Source organism: Dyadobacter jejuensis (assembly GCF_003149085.1).
Classification (GTDB): Bacteria; Bacteroidota; Bacteroidia; order Cytophagales; family Spirosomataceae; genus Dyadobacter; species Dyadobacter jejuensis.
Window position 1 is genome coordinate 65,382 of sequence record NZ_QGDT01000008.1, and the last position, 20,387, is coordinate 85,768.

General features: G+C 46.9%; 13 protein-coding genes. 8 read left to right on the forward strand and 5 right to left on the reverse strand.

The annotated features are described in order from the left end of the window. Positions 1-101: 101 nt before the first annotated feature. The 3 genes from CLV98_RS15165 to queG form a co-directional block, all read right to left on the reverse strand. Complete coding sequence (locus CLV98_RS15165) at positions 102-1,703, reverse strand: SusD/RagB family nutrient-binding outer membrane lipoprotein (RefSeq protein ID WP_229203397.1); 1,602 nt, start codon at positions 1,701-1,703, stop codon at positions 102-104. An 8-nt stretch (positions 1,704-1,711) separates the two neighbouring features. Further along, positions 1,712-4,804: a SusC/RagA family TonB-linked outer membrane protein gene (locus CLV98_RS15170; RefSeq protein WP_109675654.1), complete on the reverse strand. Its 3,093-nt coding sequence runs from the start codon at positions 4,802-4,804 to the stop codon at positions 1,712-1,714. A 458-nt stretch (positions 4,805-5,262) separates the two neighbouring features. Next, positions 5,263-6,204: a tRNA epoxyqueuosine(34) reductase QueG gene (gene queG, locus CLV98_RS15175; RefSeq protein ID WP_109675405.1), complete on the reverse strand. Its 942-nt coding sequence runs from the start codon at positions 6,202-6,204 to the stop codon at positions 5,263-5,265. 113 nt (positions 6,205-6,317) lie between these two features. On the opposite strand from queG, the gene CLV98_RS15180 reads away from it, so the two are divergent. The 6 genes from CLV98_RS15180 (at position 6,318) to CLV98_RS15210 (ending at position 15,400) form a co-directional block, all read left to right on the forward strand. Further along, the gene (locus CLV98_RS15180) at positions 6,318-6,893 is read left to right on the forward strand and encodes a nucleotide exchange factor GrpE (protein WP_109675407.1); all 576 of its coding nucleotides are present in this window, start codon (positions 6,318-6,320) and stop codon (positions 6,891-6,893) included. Positions 6,894-6,992: 99 nt separating this feature from the next. Continuing rightward, complete coding sequence (dnaJ, locus tag CLV98_RS15185; protein WP_109675409.1) at positions 6,993-8,156, forward strand: molecular chaperone DnaJ; 1,164 nt, start codon at positions 6,993-6,995, stop codon at positions 8,154-8,156. Between the two features lie 76 nt (positions 8,157-8,232). Next, complete coding sequence (locus CLV98_RS15190) at positions 8,233-9,105, forward strand: alpha/beta fold hydrolase (protein WP_109675411.1); 873 nt, start codon at positions 8,233-8,235, stop codon at positions 9,103-9,105. 23 nt (positions 9,106-9,128) lie between these two features. Further along, on the forward strand, positions 9,129-10,337 hold the full coding sequence (locus CLV98_RS15195) for an endonuclease/exonuclease/phosphatase family protein (protein WP_229203398.1): 1,209 nt from the start codon (positions 9,129-9,131) through the stop codon (positions 10,335-10,337). A 327-nt stretch (positions 10,338-10,664) separates the two neighbouring features. Continuing rightward, positions 10,665-13,937: a DUF1553 domain-containing protein gene (locus CLV98_RS15205; RefSeq protein WP_229203399.1), complete on the forward strand. Its 3,273-nt coding sequence runs from the start codon at positions 10,665-10,667 to the stop codon at positions 13,935-13,937. A gap of 8 nt (positions 13,938-13,945) precedes the next feature. After that, positions 13,946-15,400, forward strand: a complete 1,455-nt coding sequence (locus CLV98_RS15210) for a DUF1501 domain-containing protein (RefSeq protein ID WP_109675417.1) — start codon at positions 13,946-13,948, stop codon at positions 15,398-15,400. 7 nt (positions 15,401-15,407) lie between these two features. Here CLV98_RS15210 and CLV98_RS15215 read toward each other — a convergent pair whose 3' ends face one another. Next, positions 15,408-16,526: a hypothetical protein gene (locus CLV98_RS15215; protein ID WP_109675419.1), complete on the reverse strand. Its 1,119-nt coding sequence runs from the start codon at positions 16,524-16,526 to the stop codon at positions 15,408-15,410. Positions 16,527-16,662: 136 nt separating this feature from the next. On the opposite strand from CLV98_RS15215, the gene CLV98_RS15220 reads away from it, so the two are divergent. After that, positions 16,663-17,901 carry a M16 family metallopeptidase gene (locus tag CLV98_RS15220; RefSeq protein WP_109675421.1) on the forward strand — a complete coding sequence of 413 codons (1,239 nt, stop codon included), beginning with the start codon at positions 16,663-16,665 and terminating at the stop codon, positions 17,899-17,901. A gap of 122 nt (positions 17,902-18,023) precedes the next feature. Here CLV98_RS15220 and CLV98_RS15225 read toward each other — a convergent pair whose 3' ends face one another. Next, complete coding sequence (locus tag CLV98_RS15225) at positions 18,024-19,313, reverse strand: M16 family metallopeptidase (protein WP_109675423.1); 1,290 nt, start codon at positions 19,311-19,313, stop codon at positions 18,024-18,026. Positions 19,314-19,397: 84 nt separating this feature from the next. On the opposite strand from CLV98_RS15225, the gene CLV98_RS15230 reads away from it, so the two are divergent. Beyond that, a complete protein-coding gene (locus CLV98_RS15230) occupies positions 19,398-20,387 on the forward strand; it encodes a glycosyltransferase family 9 protein (protein ID WP_109675425.1) in 990 nt (329 codons plus the stop codon).

The window sequence follows — 20,387 nt, forward strand, 5'->3', positions numbered from 1 at the left end:
GTAAAACTAAAAAACTCCAACGATTAGTTGAAGTTAGTGAATTGCAATTAGAATTACTCAGGGCTAGGGAAGAAATGCCCTTAGCCCTGAGTTGTATCATTTTATTTATCCCACCAGCTTCGTGAGACCCAGTTATCACCACTGCTGAGCCTACCGACGGCAGCTTGGTAGTTCACCCCATTATAGGTGGCCTCCGTAGTAGGATAAGGCTGACGACGGGGAATAGCCCCACCCGAGAAATTACCCACATAATTGATTGGAGTTAATTCAGGATAGCCAGTCCGCTTCCAGTTGTTCCATGCTTCTACAAAGTTGAACAGCAAACCAGTAGTAGCCCAATATTGCTCATTGATTTGTTGCAAAGCCATGGCCTCAACCAATGGGTGTTCGGCCGCATAGGCATCGGCTGTGGCCGCACCGATGGCTGCATTACTGCCAAAAGGAGCCAAGGATTGGATACCAGCCGAAACTGCCTTCATATAATGATCGGCTGCAGTCCCGCCCACAGAAAAGCCTCTAGTAGCGGCTTCCGCCAGAAGAAGCTCTGTCTGAGCATAGGTCAGTACGAACAAAGGTGCACTTCTGTCTCTGTAGAAAGACGTTGGTCTCGAATATTTACCAATTGGAGTAACGTTCGCCCCCGACCCGCTGGGGCCTGGATAATTTGGAGCGTTACTGATATCGGTAGCTCCTCCATTTAAATCATACCCATTGGGCAGGCCTATTTGATTGGCCGGGGTCATGTCACCGGCTTCGTCGATACTTTGATTAGCAGCAAGGCCGGCAGCCGGCACTTCGGCTATCTTACCCAGACGGGGGTCATCATTCGCTTGTAGGTAATCGATCATACGTTGGCTCCAACGCACCTGATAAATATCAGCTGGAGTAGACAAAGCCGATCCATTCCCGTTATTATATCCATTGGCCTGGTCGGCCATGATATAGGCATCGTCGGCAATACTAGCAAAGGTCCCCCCTGCCGCTGCCTTTTCGGCATAGGTCTTGGCCATTGCTTCATCGACCTTCGTCAGGCGCATGGCTAGTTTAAGCATTAACGAGTAGCCAAATTTTTTCCATTTAGTAATATCTCCATCATAGGAATAGGCATCATTGGTAGGGGCAATTCCCGCTGGATCCAAAGCAGAAACTGCAGCATCCAATCGACTCAAAAGAGAGCCATAAATACTTTCCTGAGTATCATAAGCGGGGAGCGTAATTTGATCCGACTTGGCACGCAAGGCTTCCGAATAAGGTATATCGCCATAGACGTCGGAGATATTGGCCAAACTCTGAACCTGCATGATGATAGCAATATTCATCAAATTGGCCAACTCGGGACGATCCTTCGTAAGTTGCTCCATTTCGAAGGCAAAGCTAGCCGCCCCAAAATCGGTATTCCAAACACTCGCTAAATAGGAGTTCGTATTACTGGAAATCACATATTTGTCGGCATTACTATAATAGTTGGCCGCTCCAGATGTAGTAGATGCAAGGATCTTCACCCACATACTCTGAAAAAGGATCCCCCCGTTATAACCGGCAGTGGCCGAAGCATTTCGCCATTGTATACTCGGCAGTAATAAGTTCGCATCGAAAATATCCTGTGATGCCCGGGTAGGATCCGTATTAATTTCATCAAAATTATCTGTACACCCGAATTGGAATAAGCCAATCAGTGCCAGGGTATAAATCGTTTTTTTCATGGTCATCATCATTTAAACTTGATACTTACATTAACACCAAAGTTCCTGGTCGATGGAAGACTCGTTCCCTCAATACCTGCATAACTCAGGTTGGCACCAAAGGTAGCCTCTGGATCAATATTGGTTGTTTTCTTCATCAAAATAGCTAAATTACGCGAAGCCAAAGAGATGTTTACAGCCCGTACTAGAGGCCATTTTTCTAGTACCCTTGCAGGAATGCTATAGCCGAATGTAAGTTGGCGTAGCTTTATAAAGTCACCATCAACCACACTCACTCCCGTTACATTATTAGCTAGAGCAGTATAATAACCTTCTGCGCTGGCCGTAACTGTATTGGCATTTCCACTCTCGGTAACGCCGGTTGTTATACCATCTCTACCCTCTAGGGTCATTTGATGTAACCCACGTCGGATAGCATAGTTTTCAGTGGCCGAAAGAATTTTATTTCCATAGTTGTAATCGATCAAAAAGGATAGATTAAAAGGTCCGAAAGTAAAATCGTTATTAATACCACCAAATAAAGTAGGCAACACCGAACCATAGCTTTTAAGATCTCCTCTTACTGGATAGCCCGCCGCATCTACGACAATTTGTCCATCAGCAGAGTATTTGTAATCATAAGCCTTAATCTGAGGACCGGCCTCACCCACTACAAATGCCGTTACAGCATTTCCAAGAGTTGCACGGTTACGTCCCAAGTTAATGGTCTGGTTATTCTCGTCGGTCTGTAAAATTTTATTTTTAACCGAAGTTAGGTTGAAGGACACATTCCATCCAAATTTATCCGTTTTGACAGGCGTTCCAGTCAATTGCATTTCCAACCCTTTGTTCTGAATTGACCCAGTACCCACTACCCCACTGGTATAGCCCGTTGCAGCACTGTAGTTAGCAGGCATAATTTCATTTTTGGTTTTCTGAGCATAATAGCTAAGATCAAGACCTAGGCGACTTCCGAAAAATTTCAACTCCAAACCAACTTCCACTTCACTTTTTGTAAATGGTTTAAGGAACAAGTTAGGAAGGGAGAAACCAAAGTTACCAGTTGCTACACCATTAAGTGCATTACCTACGCCGTAATAAATGGCCGTACCATAAGCCGTAGTAGGTTCGCCACTGGTCACCGCATAAGATGCCCGTAGCTTACCAAAGCTAAGATTAGGTACCTCAACCAGATCATTAAATATAAATGCCCCAGTTACCGAAGGAGTAAAGATCCCGCGATTCTCCTTAGGAAGTGTTGAATAGGTATCATAACGACCTGTAGTCCCCAAAGTAAGGAACCCTTTATAACCCAAATCTACACTATAATAAGCCGATTGTACTTCTGTTTGAAAATAGTTATACGATCTGTTATAATTGACCACATTATTGTAGCTATATAGATACGGCAGTACAAATGGACTTCCACTGATCCCAACTTTTTCGTATTGGTTTTTCCGAATGTTACCTCCTACTAAGGCATCAAGAGAGAAATCGGTTCCGAAATTCTTGTTCAACCCAATTAATCCATCTAGATTCAACTCAGTACGTTGAGCGGTAGAGAGTTCGTCCAGTGCTCCCTTAGCCTCCGTTGAATAGGCCGTCCCCCAAGGTGTCACCTTAAATATTCGGTCGTTGGCATTATCGTAACCAATTCTAGCTTGAGCATACAGCCAATCGGTAAAGTCATACTTCGCCGAGGCCGCCGTAATAATCCGCTTTCTACCTACATCATTTTTGAATTGGTTAATCACAAAATACGGGTTAGTCACGTATTCATCGTCACTGAATTGAATTTCTTTGCCAGTTACAAGGTCATAACCTGGATCCAAAATCCTTTGATCGATATTAGTAGCCAAGAACAACCCGTTATTAGCATTCATCGGGCCATCGCTCAAAATGGGCTTATTGGTTACCAATTCATCCACGTAATTAGCCATTACATTCACACTCAACTTACTGGTAATGTTTTGGTCGACCGTCAAGTTGAAAGTTTTTCTGTTAAGTCCACTATTTGGAACAATGGCCTTATTATCCAAATTGGCGAACGAAAACCGGAATGATCCATTATCACCACCCTTGGTTACAGATACACTGTTGGTAAAGTTTGTTCCATCTCTGTAAAAATTCTTGATATTATCCTTTTGTGCCGAATAGGCATAGGTATTACCATCGAACTGTATTACCTGTGATCCGTCTAAGGGAGCTCCCCAGCTCATTCGAGCGGTTTGCTGAGCCGATGCCGCAGTAGTTGGTTTTTGACCCCCAACCCCTTGTCCATATTCATACTGGAAATCAGTCAGGTCCATGGCTTTATCTACCGCATAGTTCATATTATAATCTACGGAGAAGCTACCTTTTTTACCTTTTTTGGTGGTAATCAGAATCACCCCATTCGAAGCCCGAGCACCATAAAGTGCCGATGCCGACTGTCCCTTCAAAACGGTCATGTTTTCGATATCATCAGGGTTTAAGTTCCCAAGGCCATCGCCACCATCGGCACCACCCCACTCACCTGCACTACCCCTCTGGGTATTGTCCATAGGCACCCCGTTGATCACGATCAGCGGTGAACCTCCAGAGTTCATACTCGGCATACCCCGCATCAAAATCTTGGAAGTACCACCGGGACCACCACTGGTTCCTTTAACATTTAAGCCGGCCACTCGACCTGCCAAAGAGTTACCAACGTTGGTTTCCCGTGCACGGGTCATGACGTCCCCGCCAATGGTAGTCACCGAATAACCTAACTTCCGGGTCTCTTTCGATACCCCAAGTGCCGTCACCACCACCTCTTGCAAGTTGGCTACATCTGGAGCCAGATCGACGGTTATCTCACTTCTATTACCCACGGCCACCTCTTTTTTAAGGTATCCTATTGAGGAAAAAACCAAGGTAGTACTTTCAGTGACGCCTGATATCGTAAAGTTACCTTCGGCATCCGCGTTTGTTCCGCGTGTAGTTCCTAATATCGTGACAGAAGCCCCAGGCAAGCCCTGTCCTGTCTCATCTAATACCTTTCCCGTAATCGACCGGTCCTGAGCCATAGCCGGGGAAATCAGCAGAACCACCATCCACAAAGGGATTATAGCTCTAAGAGAAATCTTCATAAATTGTTCCATCATACGAACCAAATTAAAAGTGTTAATTAAACCTCTATACCACATAATGTTTTGTATACAATAGTTACACCAAAACATACAATAGGTTTAGAGGCCCAAATATGAAAAAAAAATATTTAATAAAAAAAATTAATAAATAGGAATTATTATTAATAAAAAGATAATATAGGTAGTTTAATTTATAAATTTTCCTGGATTAATCCAAGCAAAACATATCAATTCCCAATTCTAACAATGAATATTAGAGAAAGACAATTACAATAAAATTGTGGGGTAAAACAGAATAAAAGAGAAGTATACTACCAGATACATGTCTTTTACGTTAGGGATAGGGATCAAAGATAATACCATTTGAGGTAAAAACCAATGTCAACAAGGGGAATCAAACCGTATGCATAATGAGACCCAATATTTCGAACAAGACCGGATATTTGCCTAATTTATTAATTAACAATACTTTAATCCCTTACAAAACCTATATTTCTCTTTAGTCCAGAAAATTTTGTTCTTTTAATTGGAGAGTTCTTAAACACTTTAGAAAAAACTTCACTGGTAATTTCGATGAAATCTGCATCCGTAAGCTCCATAAAGGCAATAGAAGGGGTGAACCCTGGAGTCTGATGCGGGGAAGAAAATCGATTCCATGGGCAGACGTCCTGGCAGACATCGCAGCCAAAAATCCAATTTTCAAACTTCCCTTTTGCATCTTCTGGAATCGCTTCCTTAAGTTCGATCGTATAATAACTGATGCATTTGTTACCATCTACTACGTATGGCTCCGAAATCGCATCGGTCGGACAGGCATCTAGGCAGCGGGTGCAGTTCCCACAGTAATCCCGAATGGCCCCATCGGGTTCCAGTTCCAAATCACAAATAATTTCTCCAATAAAAAAGAAGCTTCCCATGCTCCTATTGATTAGATTGGCATTTTTACCTATCCATCCTAAACCACTTTTGGCAGCCCAGGCCTTATCCATCACGGGGGCCGAGTCCACAAAAACCCGACCTTGAACCTCGCCAATTTCCACTTCTATAGCTTCTACGAGTTGGGCCATTTTCTCCTTCAACACATAATGGTAATCGACCCCATAGGCATACTTCGATATTTTGAGGTCTTCTGGACCCTCACTACGAACGTGCTCAGGATAATAATTCAATAATACCGAAATCACACTTCGGGCCCCATCGACCAGCTTGCGGGGGTCGAGCCTCTTATCGAAGTGGTTGGCCATATAGTGCATTTGGCCATGTGCGGCACGGTCTAGCCATTGCTCCAAACGAGGGGCCTCCTGCTCGAGGAACTCGGCCTTAGAGATTCCACAGAAATCAAAACCAATCTCTTGCGCCTTTTGTTTGACAATACGGCTGCGCTCCTGTCGTACAATATCGGGATGAGTCATACTACAAAGATACAAAACTGAGTAGCAAAATGTCATCTTGTCAGTATTTGGACTCCTGGCAAAGTAATTTAGCAGGCTTCTGCGTAACTTTGCGATTTAAACAGAGCCAGAATATGCCCGAGAATAAGGAACAAGAATTAGAAAACGCAGAAAATACTGCCGACATGCCTACAGATGCTGACAATCTGGAGGATGCACAGACACCAGCAGAAGCACCTGTGGAAGGGCCAGAAGCTTTGGATCCCTTGGATGCAGCCAAACTGGAAGTATCCGAATTAAAAGACAAATACCTAAGGCTATATGCGGATTTTGAAAACTTTAGAAGACGCACCGCCAAAGAAAAACTAGAGATGTTCTCTTCGGCGAATGCCGACATGATGAAGGCCATGTTGCCCATAGTGGACGATTTCGAGCGTGCCAATCAATCCTTCGAAACTTCCAACAATTTGGAGGCCTTAAAGGAAGGTGTGGATTTGATCTATTCGAAATTGATCAAAACTTTAGAATCGAAGGGACTAAAACCGATGAGTGCCAAAGGCGAGGCTTTCGATGCGGAATTACACGATTCCATAGCGCAGTTCCCCGCCCCCACCGAGGACCTTAAAGGTAAGGTAGTCGATGAAATAGAAAAAGGGTATTATCTTAACGACAAAGTGATCCGCTTCGCTAAAGTAGTGGTTGGATCTTAAAAACTGTATTTATTAAGCATGATGTAGCGGTGAAAAGAATCATACGCTTTAGAGTAAGTAGATGACGATAATCGTCGCAGTACACATCCCATATCAAGTATGTCAAAGAAAAGAGATTATTACGAAATACTAGGCGTTGACCGAAGTGCTTCAGTCGATGAAATCAAAAAATCGTACAGGAAGCTAGCCATCAAGTTTCACCCCGACAAGAACCCGGACGATCCCACTGCTGAGGACAAATTTAAAGAGGCGGCTGAGGCTTACTCGATCCTTAGCGACGAGGCCAAGCGCAAGCGATATGACCAGTTTGGTCATGCTGGTGTAGGTGGTGCGGCGGGAGCTGGAGCTGGAGGCTTCGGTGGAGGCTTTACCATGGACGATATTTTCTCTCAATTTGGCGATATATTTGGAGAGAGCAGCCCCTTTGGTGACATCTTTGGCCGTTCGGGCGGTGGCGGTGGACGTCGGATGCGCAAGGGGTCCGATCTACGCATCAAGCTTAAGCTTAACCTAGAAGAGGTGGCTAATGGCGTTGAGAAAAAAATAAAAGTTAAAAGACATGTATCCTGCGACACCTGTGGTGGCAATGGCGCCAAACATGGCACCGCACTTACCAACTGTGGTACTTGCAATGGTTCGGGCCAAGTACGTAAGGTAGTTAGTACCATGCTCGGACAGATGGTATCGACCACCACCTGCCCTACTTGTAATGGCGATGGCAAGATCGTCAGCGAGCGTTGCGACTCTTGTGCAGGAGAGGGCCGTCTACTTCAGGACGACCTGATCACCCTCAATATTCCTGGTGGAGTAGCCGAGGGCATGCAGCTCTCTATGTCGGGTAAGGGCAATGTGCCCCCTCGTGGAGGCGTAGCCGGAGACCTGCTGATCGTCATTGAGGAAGAAGAGCATCTACAACTCAAAAGAGATGGCACCAATGTGGTATTCGATATGCACTTAAGCTTTATAGAAGCGGCATTGGGAACCACCACCGAAATACCAACCATAGACGGTAAAGCGCGCATCACCGTGGATGCCGGTACACAAGCCGGTAAAATTCTTCGCCTAAAAGGAAAAGGAATTAAGGACTTGAATGGCTATGGCAAAGGCGACCAGCTGGTACATATTAATGTATGGACCCCACAGCAGCTTTCGTCCGACGAGCGAGAAACTTTAGAGTCATTGAGAAACTCACCTAACTTCCAGCCCAAACCTGGGAAGCATGAAAAAGGTTTTTTCGATAAAATGAAAGACTTCTTTCATTGATACTACCCCTTTAAAAAAGCCGTTGAGTTTTCAACGGCTTTTTTAAAATCACTTCATCTCCCTCATAAATTTATTTATGAATTCCAGTCCAGGTAAAAAGACGAGTCCCCGTTTATGGATTCGAATTAGCTTAGCCGGTCTTTTAGTTTCCTGGCTCCTCGTTGCGCAGTCCTGTATGCGATTTCGCTCCAACGAAAAGGAAGTAAGGACCTATTTTAAGGAAAAGCAAGTGCCGGTGGAGTCCATTCATTTTACTGTTCAGGACCAGCCCCTACATTATTTAAAGACTGGCCAGGAGGGCCTTCCCACCCTATTTTTCGTGCATGGTTCCCCAGGCAGCACCGATGCCTTCCAATCCTACCTGTCCGACTCCAGCCTATTAAGACGCTTCCGGATGATCGCCATCGACCGGCCTGGTTTTGGATATAGTAATTTTGGAAAGCCTCAGCACCTAGAAACTCAAGCCCACTTTATAGCACAGATTATAAAAAAAGAAGCCAATGGTGCGCCGATACACCTAGTGGGCCATAGCATTGGAGGCCCAGTTATTGTGCAACTGGCCCAGAACGATCCAACATTATTCGCTTCGTTAACCATATTGGCAGGGTCTATTTCTCCAAAAGACGAACCCAGAGAACTGTGGCGCTACCCCTTAGCCTACTTCCCATTGAAGTACCTCTTACCCGGCGCCTTTCGCCCCTCCAATCAGGAGATTGTATTCTTCAAAAAGGACCTTTACCAACTAGACAAGGGCTATGACCGGCTTACTATGCCCGTGACCTTCATACATGGCGATGCCGATAACTTTGTAACAGTCAATAATGTAGCCTATGGCCTTAGCAAGCTAAAACATAACCCGCATGTCGAAAAAATGATTATCCACGACGCCGACCATTTTATCCCATGGAAACATAAAGAGGTCATCGTGAAGCACCTTTTAACCCTATAGCATCCCCCATTGAAATGACCATCATGAACGCTGTTATTCGAAATATCTCCCTTTCCTTTCTTACTCTCTTTATTGTACTGGTTATGCACCCCAGCCATACTTCAGCTCAGCAATCAGGCGCTGTCTCATCCCTAAAAGTAGCTACTTTTAACGTGAGCATGGAATCTCAAAACTATCAGAAGGGCACCACTCCCCCCCTTTCTGAGGCTATTTTAAAAAATGAGTTGGCATCCGGACAAAACGATCAGATTCGCAATATTGCCCGCATCATACAAATGGTCCGTCCCGATGTAATCCTACTCAATGAGTTCGACTATATCGAAAACCCCGAAGAAGGTATACAGTTATTTATAAAAAACTATCTCCAGAAAGGTGAGTCACCGATAGACTATCCATATTTCTATTATAATACGGTAAACACCGGACAACCCAGCCCCTTCGACCTTGACAATGACGGAAAAGCGTCCCAATATGGCGCCGATGCTTGGGGGTATGGGCTTTATCCTGGTCAGTATGGAATGGTATTGCTTTCTAAGTACCCCATACAGAAAGAAAAGGTACGCACTTTTCAACATTTCAAATGGAAGGATATGCCCGGTGCACTCCTTACTAAAAAGGCCGATGGCAGTAACTGGTACTCCAAAGAAGCCTGGGAGCAATTCCCCCTGTCGTCGAAAGCACATTGGGATATACCCATACGGGTGGGCAAAAACACCGTCCACTTTCTGGCCAGTCACCCTACTCCACCGGCCTTCGACGGCCCCGAAGATCGCAATGGCAAGCGTAATCATGACGAAATAAGATTCTGGAAGGATTATATCAACGGCTCTGCCGCTGGCGGCTATATATACGACGACCAGGGTCAGCGTGGAGGCCTTACCGGACCAAAGCGATTCGTTATCCTAGGAGACCAAAATGCCTCTCCAGATGAGGGAAATGCGCGCACGGAAGGTATTCAATCCTTGCTACAAGACCCATTGGTGCTAAGCCAGCCGACACCTGCCAGCGACGGTGGGGCACAGCATAGCCCCAATAACCCGGTAGCATTGCATCATACGGCTTCCTGGCGTATGCGCGCCGACTACGTGCTTCCCTCACGCTTTGGATTCACGATCACGGATTCTGGAATTTTTTGGCCTACCAAAGATGCCCCCAACTACGCTCTAATAGACAACCGCGGCGCCAGCTCCGACCACCGCTTGGTATGGGTAGCGCTCCGTTTTAAGGAATAGTCCTATGAACAAGCGCCCACAGCCCCCTTCCCTCACAGTCCATATACGAAACTGGGTGTATCAGGACTGTGGGGCCACCTTTACCCCCTGCTATCAGGAGCTTCATCACAACATAAACCCACCTCGGCACATCTAGCACTAAAATAATATTTTTTTGTTTTAATTCCATTCGGGTAAATTCCCAACCCTTCGTCTTTATACTATAAAGACGAAGAAACTGGGGATAGTAAGCTATGGGCAAAACCCATTCTGCAATCGATTGCTGAATATTAAGAATGAACCCCTAACGGCATTCTTCCCATTTCAACGCATAAAAACGATTATTAAGTGATAACGGTTATAGAGATGGATGTGCGAATTGCAGGTATTAAATACATATGCTGGATCCTTTTAGGAATCGGCCTGTGGAGCTGTGGGGTAAAGAAACCGGAGGAAATACTGTTGGCAGAAACAGAAATACCAGAGTTCATCGACTTCAATTATGACGTAAAACCGATCCTCTCCGACAAATGCTATGCCTGCCATGGGCCCGATGAAAAGAAACAAAAAGGGGGTTTGAGGCTGGATACGCCCGAGGGGGCCTATGCCGCCTTGAAAGACAACCCCAACAAGCATGCCATCGTACCGAACGACCTTTCGGCTAGCATGGTATATACCCGCATGATCAGCACCGATCCGGAATTACAAATGCCTCCTCCCAATTCGAACCTCACGCTTTCTGCTAAGGAAATCGCCATCATAAGCCGATGGATCGAACAAGGGGCCGTTTACAAGCCACATTGGTCATTTATTAAACCCGCTCTCCCACAGATTCCTACACTGAAGGATCAGGCTTGGGTGCGCTCCCCCATCGATGCCTTCGTAGCCGCAAGGCTGCAACAACAAGGCCTACAACCTTCGCCACCCGCCACTGCCGAAGATCTGATACGCAGGGCTAGTTTCGACCTCCTAGGGCTCCCCCCAAGTCTTGAAGAAATAGAGGCTTTCACCTCCTCGCCCACCGACCAGGCTTACGAAGCACTCCTAGACAGGCTATTGGCCTCTCCTGCCTATGGTGAGCGCATGGCTAGCGAATGGATGGACGTAGCTCGGTATGCCGACAGCGACGGGTATCTCGACGATAAACACCGGGACTTCTCCCCATGGCGCAACTGGGTAATAGACAGTTATAATAGAAATATGCCCTATAACCGATTTATCACCTGGCAGCTAGCCGGCGACCTGGTCGCCAACAAAACCCAGGAGAGTATACTGGCTACGGCCTTTAACCGGTTACACAAAAAAAATTCCGAAGCAGGTATCGTCTTTGAGGAATATCGGGTAGAATATAACGCCGACCGCGTACAGACCGTCAGCCAGGCCGTATTGGGGCTATCGGTACAATGTGCCCGTTGCCACGACCATAAATACGATCCCATTAGTCAAGAAGCCTATTACAAGATGTTTGGACTTTTTAACAGCACCAACGAAATAGGTAGCCCAGTCTACGGGCCCGATCAGACCCCGGGCCCAGCACTCTTGCTTACCGATCAGGAAAGTGAAACGCTCCTAACCACGATAAGAACAAAAATTAAAAAAGAAGAAAACGGGATTAAAACACATAAAACTCAAGCCACATCCGCATTTAACACATGGCTTGCGTCCACCACGGTAGACGCCAAAGTCCTGAACGCCGGTATGGAGAAGAGCCTGGTGGCCTATTACCCTTTCGACAAGATAAATAATTCCAATCCAAGCCAGATCAGTACGCCAAACCTAGCCCAACCCCAGCAGCCTGCCCTATGCAAGGAACCTATCCTACAGTCAGGCAAAAAGGGTAATGCCTATTTCGTAAGCGACTATAACAGTATCAAGCTAGGCCATGGCATAGGTTGGAAAGAGCGTACCGACGCCTTTACGGTCGACCTTTGGATCTACCCGAAACGGGTATATCCCGATGCGGGCATTTTTTACCATTGCGAGGATATCCGGCTCGGCTATAAAGGCTACTCCCTACGGCTGGCCGACAACAAATTACAATTCATAGTGGCCCATTCCTATCCCCAAAATGCGATTCAGGTGAGCACTCAAAAGGCTGTCCCCGCTAACCGCTGGACTCGGGTAACGGTGACCTACGACGGATCGAGCAAGGCCGAAGGGGCAAAAATATATTTGAACGGAGAGACCACCCCCTTAAGCCAAGACTTCGATAATTTATATAAAGGAATTTTATATGAAAAAAATATACATACCTACACTTTCGAAGGCTTTACCTTAGGCCAGCGCAACCTGTTAATTCCTTTTAAGGACGGCGGTATCGACGAATTAAAAATCTATGACAGAGATCTGACGCCCATAGAGGTTTTGTATTCGGAAAAACCCGCCAAGGTGTGGGAAGCCCTGGCCAATGATGATACCAAAAACAAACTCCTTAGGCCCTACTATTTCGCTAGGGCAGACCAAGGCTATAAGCGGCAAAAAAAATCGTTAAAAGTACTGATGGATCAGGAGAACCAGGTGCTCAATGCTATTCCCGAAATAATGGTCATGGGCGATTTACCCTCGCCCCGGCCTACCTATGTGCTAGGGCGTGGGGTGTACAATATTCATGAACAAGAAGTGAAACCATCGGCCATAGAAACCGTACTGCCATTTGCAGGCAAATTCCCTCCCAACCGACTGGGGTTGGCCCAGTGGCTTTTTGACAAAGACCACCCCCTCACCGCTAGGGTATATGTGAATAGAATATGGCAAATGCATTTCGGCCATGGCCTTGTCCGGTCTGCTGCCGACTTCGGCAATCAGGGCGACTTACCTACCCATCCAGACCTACTGGACTGGCTGGCGCTAAACTTTATGGAGTCGGGATGGGACGTAAAAAAGCTACACAAAACCATTATGCTATCGGCCACTTACCGCCAAAGCTCGGCATTGAACCCCAAACTACTAGAAAAGGACCCTGAAAACTTACTCTTAGCCCGTGGGGCTCGATTCCGGCTAAGTGCCGAGATGATCCGCGACAACGCCCTTTCTGTCAGTGGCCTGCTCGTGAGCCGCTTAGGTGGGCCCAGTGTGTATCCTTACCAGCCCGAAGGGATATGGGATGAGCTGAGCGACAAATCGTGGCGTTATAAATACCTCCAAGAGCCTGGTGATGGACTGTACAGGAGGAGCCTGTACACGATCTGGAAGCGTACCTCCCCACCACCTGCCATGCTCATCTTCGATGCACCAGAACGGGGCGAATGCGTGGTAAAGCGTCGCCCAACCAGCACGCCACTTCAAGCCTTAGTATTGCTCAACGACCCCCAGTATTTGGAGGCCGCACGAAAGCTGGCCGAAAGGCTATGGATGGCTGGAGGGTCGAACCAGCAACAGCTACTCGGACAGGCCTTCCGGCTCCTTACAGGCAGGTCGCCCAAAGCCAAGGAAATGGATATACTAAGCCAATATTATGAGGATGAACTCAAAAAATTCAAAGAGCAGCCTCAAAAGGCCCGTGCGTATTTGAGCACGGGATATTTACCCCTAGCACCGGGGCTGCCTCCGGCCCCGGTGGCCGCATTGGCTACCGTAGCCCATGCCATTATGAATACCGACGAAGCCTATACCCGCAAATAAAGTTTACTATGGACGATATCAAAAAAGCCTTTGCACAACTCAACCGACGTGATTTCCTTACCAAAGCAGGGCTAGGGTTCGGCTCCTTGGCACTTACCAGCATGCTTGGGTCCTCTCAGTCGACAGCGCCGGCGGGTAGCACCCAGGCCATAGAAGCCTTCATAAAAGGGCCACATTTCCCGGCCAAGGCCAAGCGTGTCATCTATCTGTTTATGAGTGGAGGCCCCTCCCAGCTCGAGACCTTCGACTACAAACCGGCCCTGGCCAAATGGCACGGCCAGGAGATTCCCGATTCGGTGAGAGGCACCCAGCGAAACTCTGGAATGGTAGCGGGCCAATCGACATTCCCATTGGTAAAATCGATCTATGATTTCAAACAATATGGCCAATCCGGCGCCTGGGTAAGTGAGATACTGCCCTATACGGCAAAAATTGTAGACGATCTATGTATCATCAAGTCGGTCCAGACTGAGGCTATCAACCATGAGCCGGCGGTCATGTTCGTGCAGACGGGCTCTCAACAAAGTGGCCGCCCATCGATGGGCTCTTGGCTAAGCTACGGACTGGGTTCCGACAACGAGAACCTCCCCCATTTTATGGTCCTTATCTCCAAAGGCCTCAGCGACCAGCCCTTGAGTACCGCCGCCTGGGCCAACGGCTTCCTTCCCTCCCACCATCAAGGGGTACACCTCCGAGCGGGAAAAGATCCCGTTTTATATTTACAAAACCCTCGGGGAGTCGACAGGGCCGATAGGCGAAAAGCCCTGGACCAAGTAAGGGCGCTCAACGAGCAGCAGTTTGGGCTGTGGGGCGACCCAGAGATCCACTCCAAAATCAGTCAATACGAAATGGCCTATAAGATGCAGACTTCCGTTCCCGAGGCTGTCGATACCAGCCAGGAGCCCGACTACATCTACAAAATGTATGGAGAAGAGGCCCGGCAACCGGGAACTTTCGCAGCCAACTGTTTACTGGCCAGAAGAATGGCAGAAAAAGATGTTAAATTCATTCAACTCTATCATATGGGCTGGGACCAACATGGCAATCTACCTTCGGGAATAAAAAAACAAGCTAAAGATGTAGATCAAGCTTCGGCAGCCTTAGTTCAAGACCTCAAACAACGGGGACTACTGGACGACACCTTGGTGGTATGGGGTGGCGAATTTGGCAGGACCAGCTTCTCGCAAGGGCAGCTCACCAAAAATAATTATGGCCGCGACCACCATCCCGGTTGTTTTACGATGTGGATGGCCGGAGCCGGCGTAAAACCGGGCATGGTATACGGCGAAACCGATGAGTTCAGCTATAATGTAGCCCATAACCCCGTGCATGTCCATGACTTCCAAGCCACCGTCCTACACCTCTTTGGAATGGACCACGAAAAATTGGTTTTCAAACACCAAGGCCGGAGGTACCGACTTACCGATGTCCATGGAAAAGTCGTCCAAGCCATATTATCGTAAGTAACACCTATTTATAAGCCTTGGCTTCTTTGATGAGGGATCGATACTCCGCCGTTTCCAGGCATTTTTTATAATACGCTTTGGCCTTGGCCCTATCCCCTTCCCGATGGGCAATACGCGCCAAACCCGCATAAGCCAAAGGCACATACTCGTCGGTATATTGGCTGTCGTGAGGCAGACGAATAGCCGCAAGATAGGCGTTCTTGGCAGCCTGGTCATTTTTGTCCTCTTTTTCCAAAAGCATCGCAGCAAATAATTGATGGGCACCGGGATAAAAGCCGGTATTATATTTTTTTAGTTTGGTCATTTTAGCCTTAGCCTGCTGATATTGCTGAGCCAGAAGTTGAGCCTCTATATATTTCATCATAAAAAGCGGATTCTCGGGATACCAATCCACCAGTTTTTGCATAAAGAAAACGGCTTTGTCTGTGCGCGTCTCATATTTGGTGTAAATATGCGCCAAATAATAGCACGATTCTGCCCTCGTAATGGTCCCTAGTCGCGTCCCAATTTCCATCTGTTTTAACCCCAGCTCTTTATTTCCACTCTTAAAAAATATCATGAGTGGTTTTACGATGGGATGCACCTCTGGATATAACTCCACATAATAATTGTACATCCCAGAAGTGAAATAAAACTCAGGATTCTTACCGGTTAGTTTTAGCCCTTCTGTAAATGCCCCATAAGCCCTTTTGCCTTCGGTAGCCGCATTGATAAGCTCCCCATTATAATTATGCATCATGGCCAGGTACCCACGGGCCACCATGGTATAAAATACCGCTTCGGGATCCTTACTATCGTCTCCAAACTTTTTTTCGACGGCTTCTAAACATTTATTCAGATGATCAACATATACTTTAGACATGGTCTTATGATCCTTTACCGGCAAGTACTTCCAAAACAAAACGAAAGAGTCGAGGATATGCGATACGGGATGACCAGGATACTGACGTTCTATTTTGTTGATCAACAACTGAGCTTCCGAAAATTCGTAATTGTATATTTTGTCCAAGCTCGATTGTATCGTTTTGATGGCATTGGCATCATTCAACAGCTGGCTATGCGCTTGTGTACTTCCTAATGCAAATAATAGACCGAGTATTAGTCTTAAATAATGTAACTTCATGCTGTTGACGTAGTAAAAAAATGATTTTGGTAGTATGCTTCCTTACGAGTAGCTTTGCTTATAACCGAAAAACAATCACACAGGTTTCTAAGCGATGGCTTAATAACCCCAACTGATAAAAATATTATATTAAAATATGATTCGTTACGACCAGTTTACCTTAGACAATGGCCTACAAGTTTTCGTTCATGAAGATTTTGCCACTCCTATGGCAGCCGTTAACATCCTATACAATGTGGGCTCTAGGGATGAAGATGAATCGAAGACCGGGTTTGCGCATTTGTTTGAACATTTGATGTTTGGGGGTTCCAAAAACATCCCCAATTACGACATCCCCGTTCAACGGGTAGGAGGAGAAAACAATGCCTTCACCTCCCCCGATATTACCAATTATTACATTACACTGCCAGCCAACAATATAGAAACGGCGTTTTGGCTGGAGTCGGACCGTATGATGAGCCTCTCCTTCGACCCCGAAGTGCTGGAAGTTCAGCGAAAGGTGGTCATAGAGGAGTTCAAACAACGCTATCTGAACCAACCATATGGGGATTTATGGCTAAAACTTCGTCCGTTGGCCTATACCCAACACCCCTACCGCTGGGCTACCATTGGGAAGGAAATCAGCCATATAGAACAAGCGACGATGGACGATGTTCAGGAGTTTTTTTATAAATTCTACAGGCCCAATAATGCCGTAATGGTAGTGGCAGGGGCCGTTCATACCGACGATATCAAGAAACTCGCTCAAAAATGGTTTGGAAATATTCCGGCAGGCAAGGCCTATCACCGCGCCCTTCCGCCAGAGCCTCGGCAGCTTCAAGCCCGGATATTGGAAACCTCGGCAGCAGTACCGCTAGACTCCCTGGTCAAGGTATTTCATATGCCTGGACGCTATGACATGGGGTACTATGCCGCCGACTTGCTCAGTGACATTCTGGGTAGGGGCAAATCCTCCCGGCTCTACCAACGCCTCTTGAAAGATCTCCCAATATTTAACAGTATTAGTGCCAGCGTAACGGCATCTTTGGACCCCGGCTTACTACTTATCAAAGGAAATCTGAATCCCGGAGTAAAACTAGAAGATGCCGACTCGGCCGTTGACGAAATATTGGCGGAACTGGTTGCAGAGGCGGCCAATGAACAGGAAATCACCAAGGTAAAGAACCAAACGGAAGCCACGTTGGCATTTTCGGAGGTGGAGCTTCTGAACAGGGCCATGAACCTGGCCTTCGCTGCCAATGCCGGCAATGTAGACTGGGCTAACGACGATGCCGCCCTCATTAGGCAGCTTACCGCCGAAGACATGCACCAAGCAGCACAAACCGTACTGAGGGCCGAAAACGCATCGACCTTATACTATCGATCGGAAGGCTAACCTCCTCGGCTACGGCTCAACGGCCTTGCCATAGGAGGAAGTTTTCATTTAGCTCTCCATACAAAAAGGGAGAAAGGTTTCTACAAAAACCCTTCTCCCTTTTTTATATTACGCACCTTATACTATTCTGGGAGGAAAGTAAGGTAACTAAAGTCGTCCTCATGAAACATCTCCTGGGCGATTCCCTGAAGCTGACTAGAGGTAACCTGTTCTATTTCCTGAAAAATCTCCGGTAAGGAATCCACTTTACCCGTGTCTAACAAGCTTTTGGCCATCATGAGCATGAAGTTCATATTACTCTCTTCCGACATGGCCAACTGGCCCATGAGCTGAACTTTGGTCTGGTGTAGCTGGGAAGTAGAAAGAGGAACCTCCCGAACCTTTTTCAACTCCTTTTTGATTAGGGCTATGCTTTTTGAAAGCTGCCTGGCTTCGGTACCGAAGAAAAACCCGAGAAAACCTGTATCCAGATAAGGCGTGTAATTGGCCTCTATCGAGTAAACAAATCCGTATTTTTCGCGAAGCGATAAATTGAAACGAGAGTTCATACCGGGTCCACCCAATAAGTTGACCAACATAAAAAAGGGCAGGCGCTGCTCATCGAGCAAGGCATAGGACGGATGCCCCATGGCGCATTGGGCCTGGGTGATCGCCCGCTCACGCTGCTCCACCTTGGGAGTATAGCTCTGAGGGGCCAGCCGTATCCTACTCGTTCTCCGATGGGGTATATGACTCAAATATTTCTCTGCGACTCTTACCACCTTCGCAAAGGGCAACCGGCTCACCGACGCTACGACGATCTGTTCGGTATCCAGATTTTGCTCAATAAAATCGATCAACTCCTGCCTACCGAAGCCGTTGACGGTTTCGGAAGTCCCTAAGATATTATTGCCCAAGGCATGATTCGGAAATACCAACTGATCGAAATCATCTTGAATCGCATCTTCGGGGGAGTCTACATACATAGACATTTCTTCTAGGATCACATTACGCTCCCTTTCCAATTGCTTTTCCGGAAACACGGAATGAAACGTAATATCAGCCAATAGTTCCAGGGCCTTCTCAAAATGAGCATCTAATACCGACGCATGGAAACATATTTTCTCCTTGGTGGTATAGGCATTGAGTTCTCCGCCTACATTTTCGAGCCGGTTAATGATATGATAAGAACGTCGTTTTTCCGTTCCTTTAAAGGCCATATGTTCCCAAAAATGAGCCAATCCTTGTTGATGTGGCAGCTCATCTCGACTGCCTATGTCGAGCATAATGCCACAGTGGGCTATTTGGGTATGAGGTACTTGCTTATGGGCTATGCGAATCCCGTTCGGCAAAGTAAATACCTGATATTCTTCTGAAAGCACTATGGGGGAAGCATTCGGAGGAATCCGTTTGCCTGAACTGTTTCTCTTCATTCCTAATAAACACAAAAAACCCACCGATAATTTAGGGTGGTCTCTGCAAAAATACGGACTTTTGCGTGAAACACTGTGAAATAAATGGATTCTAAACGCATTCTGATTATTCAAACGGCCTTTATAGGAGATGTAATTCTGGCTACCTCACTTTTAGAAACCGTCTATAAGGCCTTTCCTACGGCTAAAATCGACTTTTTGCTTCGGCAAGGAAACGAAGGGTTACTAGAGAATCATCCGTTTGTACATCGTACCTGGGTTTGGAAAAAGAAAGAATCCAAATATGGAAGCTTATGGAAGCTACTGAAGGCTTTTCGCAAGGAGAAATTTGATATCGTAATCAACCTACAGCGCTTTGGTGCTACCGGGATCCTAACTGGCTTTTCTAAAGCTCCCATTCGAGTCGGCTTCGTTAAGAACCCTTTTTCATTTCTTTTTACCCATACGGCTCCTCACGAAATAGGCTCGGGCTTGCACGAAATCCACAGAAACCATCGTTTGCTGGCCCCTCTCACTACGGTAGTCTGCCAGGCCCCCAGGCTATATCCCAGCACTGCCGACCGGCAGCAGGTAGCCGCTATGCAAACGGCCCCATATGTATGCATAGCGCCTTCGTCGGTTTGGTTTACCAAGCAGTATACCGAGGCGGGATGGGTGGACTTGATCGACCGGCTCGACGCCCCTACTCAAGTATACCTACTGGGTGGACCAACGGACCAGGCTCTCACCGAGCGCATCCGTCAACGGTGCCTTAGCACCGACCGGGTGACCAATCTGTCGGGCAAGCTCACCTTCCTACAGTCGGCGGCTCTGATGCAACAAGCTACGATGAACTATGTGAACGACTCGGCTCCTTTGCATATCTGCTCTGCCACCGACGCAGCGGTAAAGGCAATTTTTTGTTCTACAGTTCCCGAGTTTGGCTTTGGGCCCCTATCGCCACAGGCCAAGGTCATCCAAACTCCGCAGACCTTAGCCTGCCGACCTTGTGGATTGCATGGGCATAAAGCATGCCCTGAGGGTCATTTTAAATGCGCCACGAGTATCAGCACCGAACAACTCCTGGAGTCATAA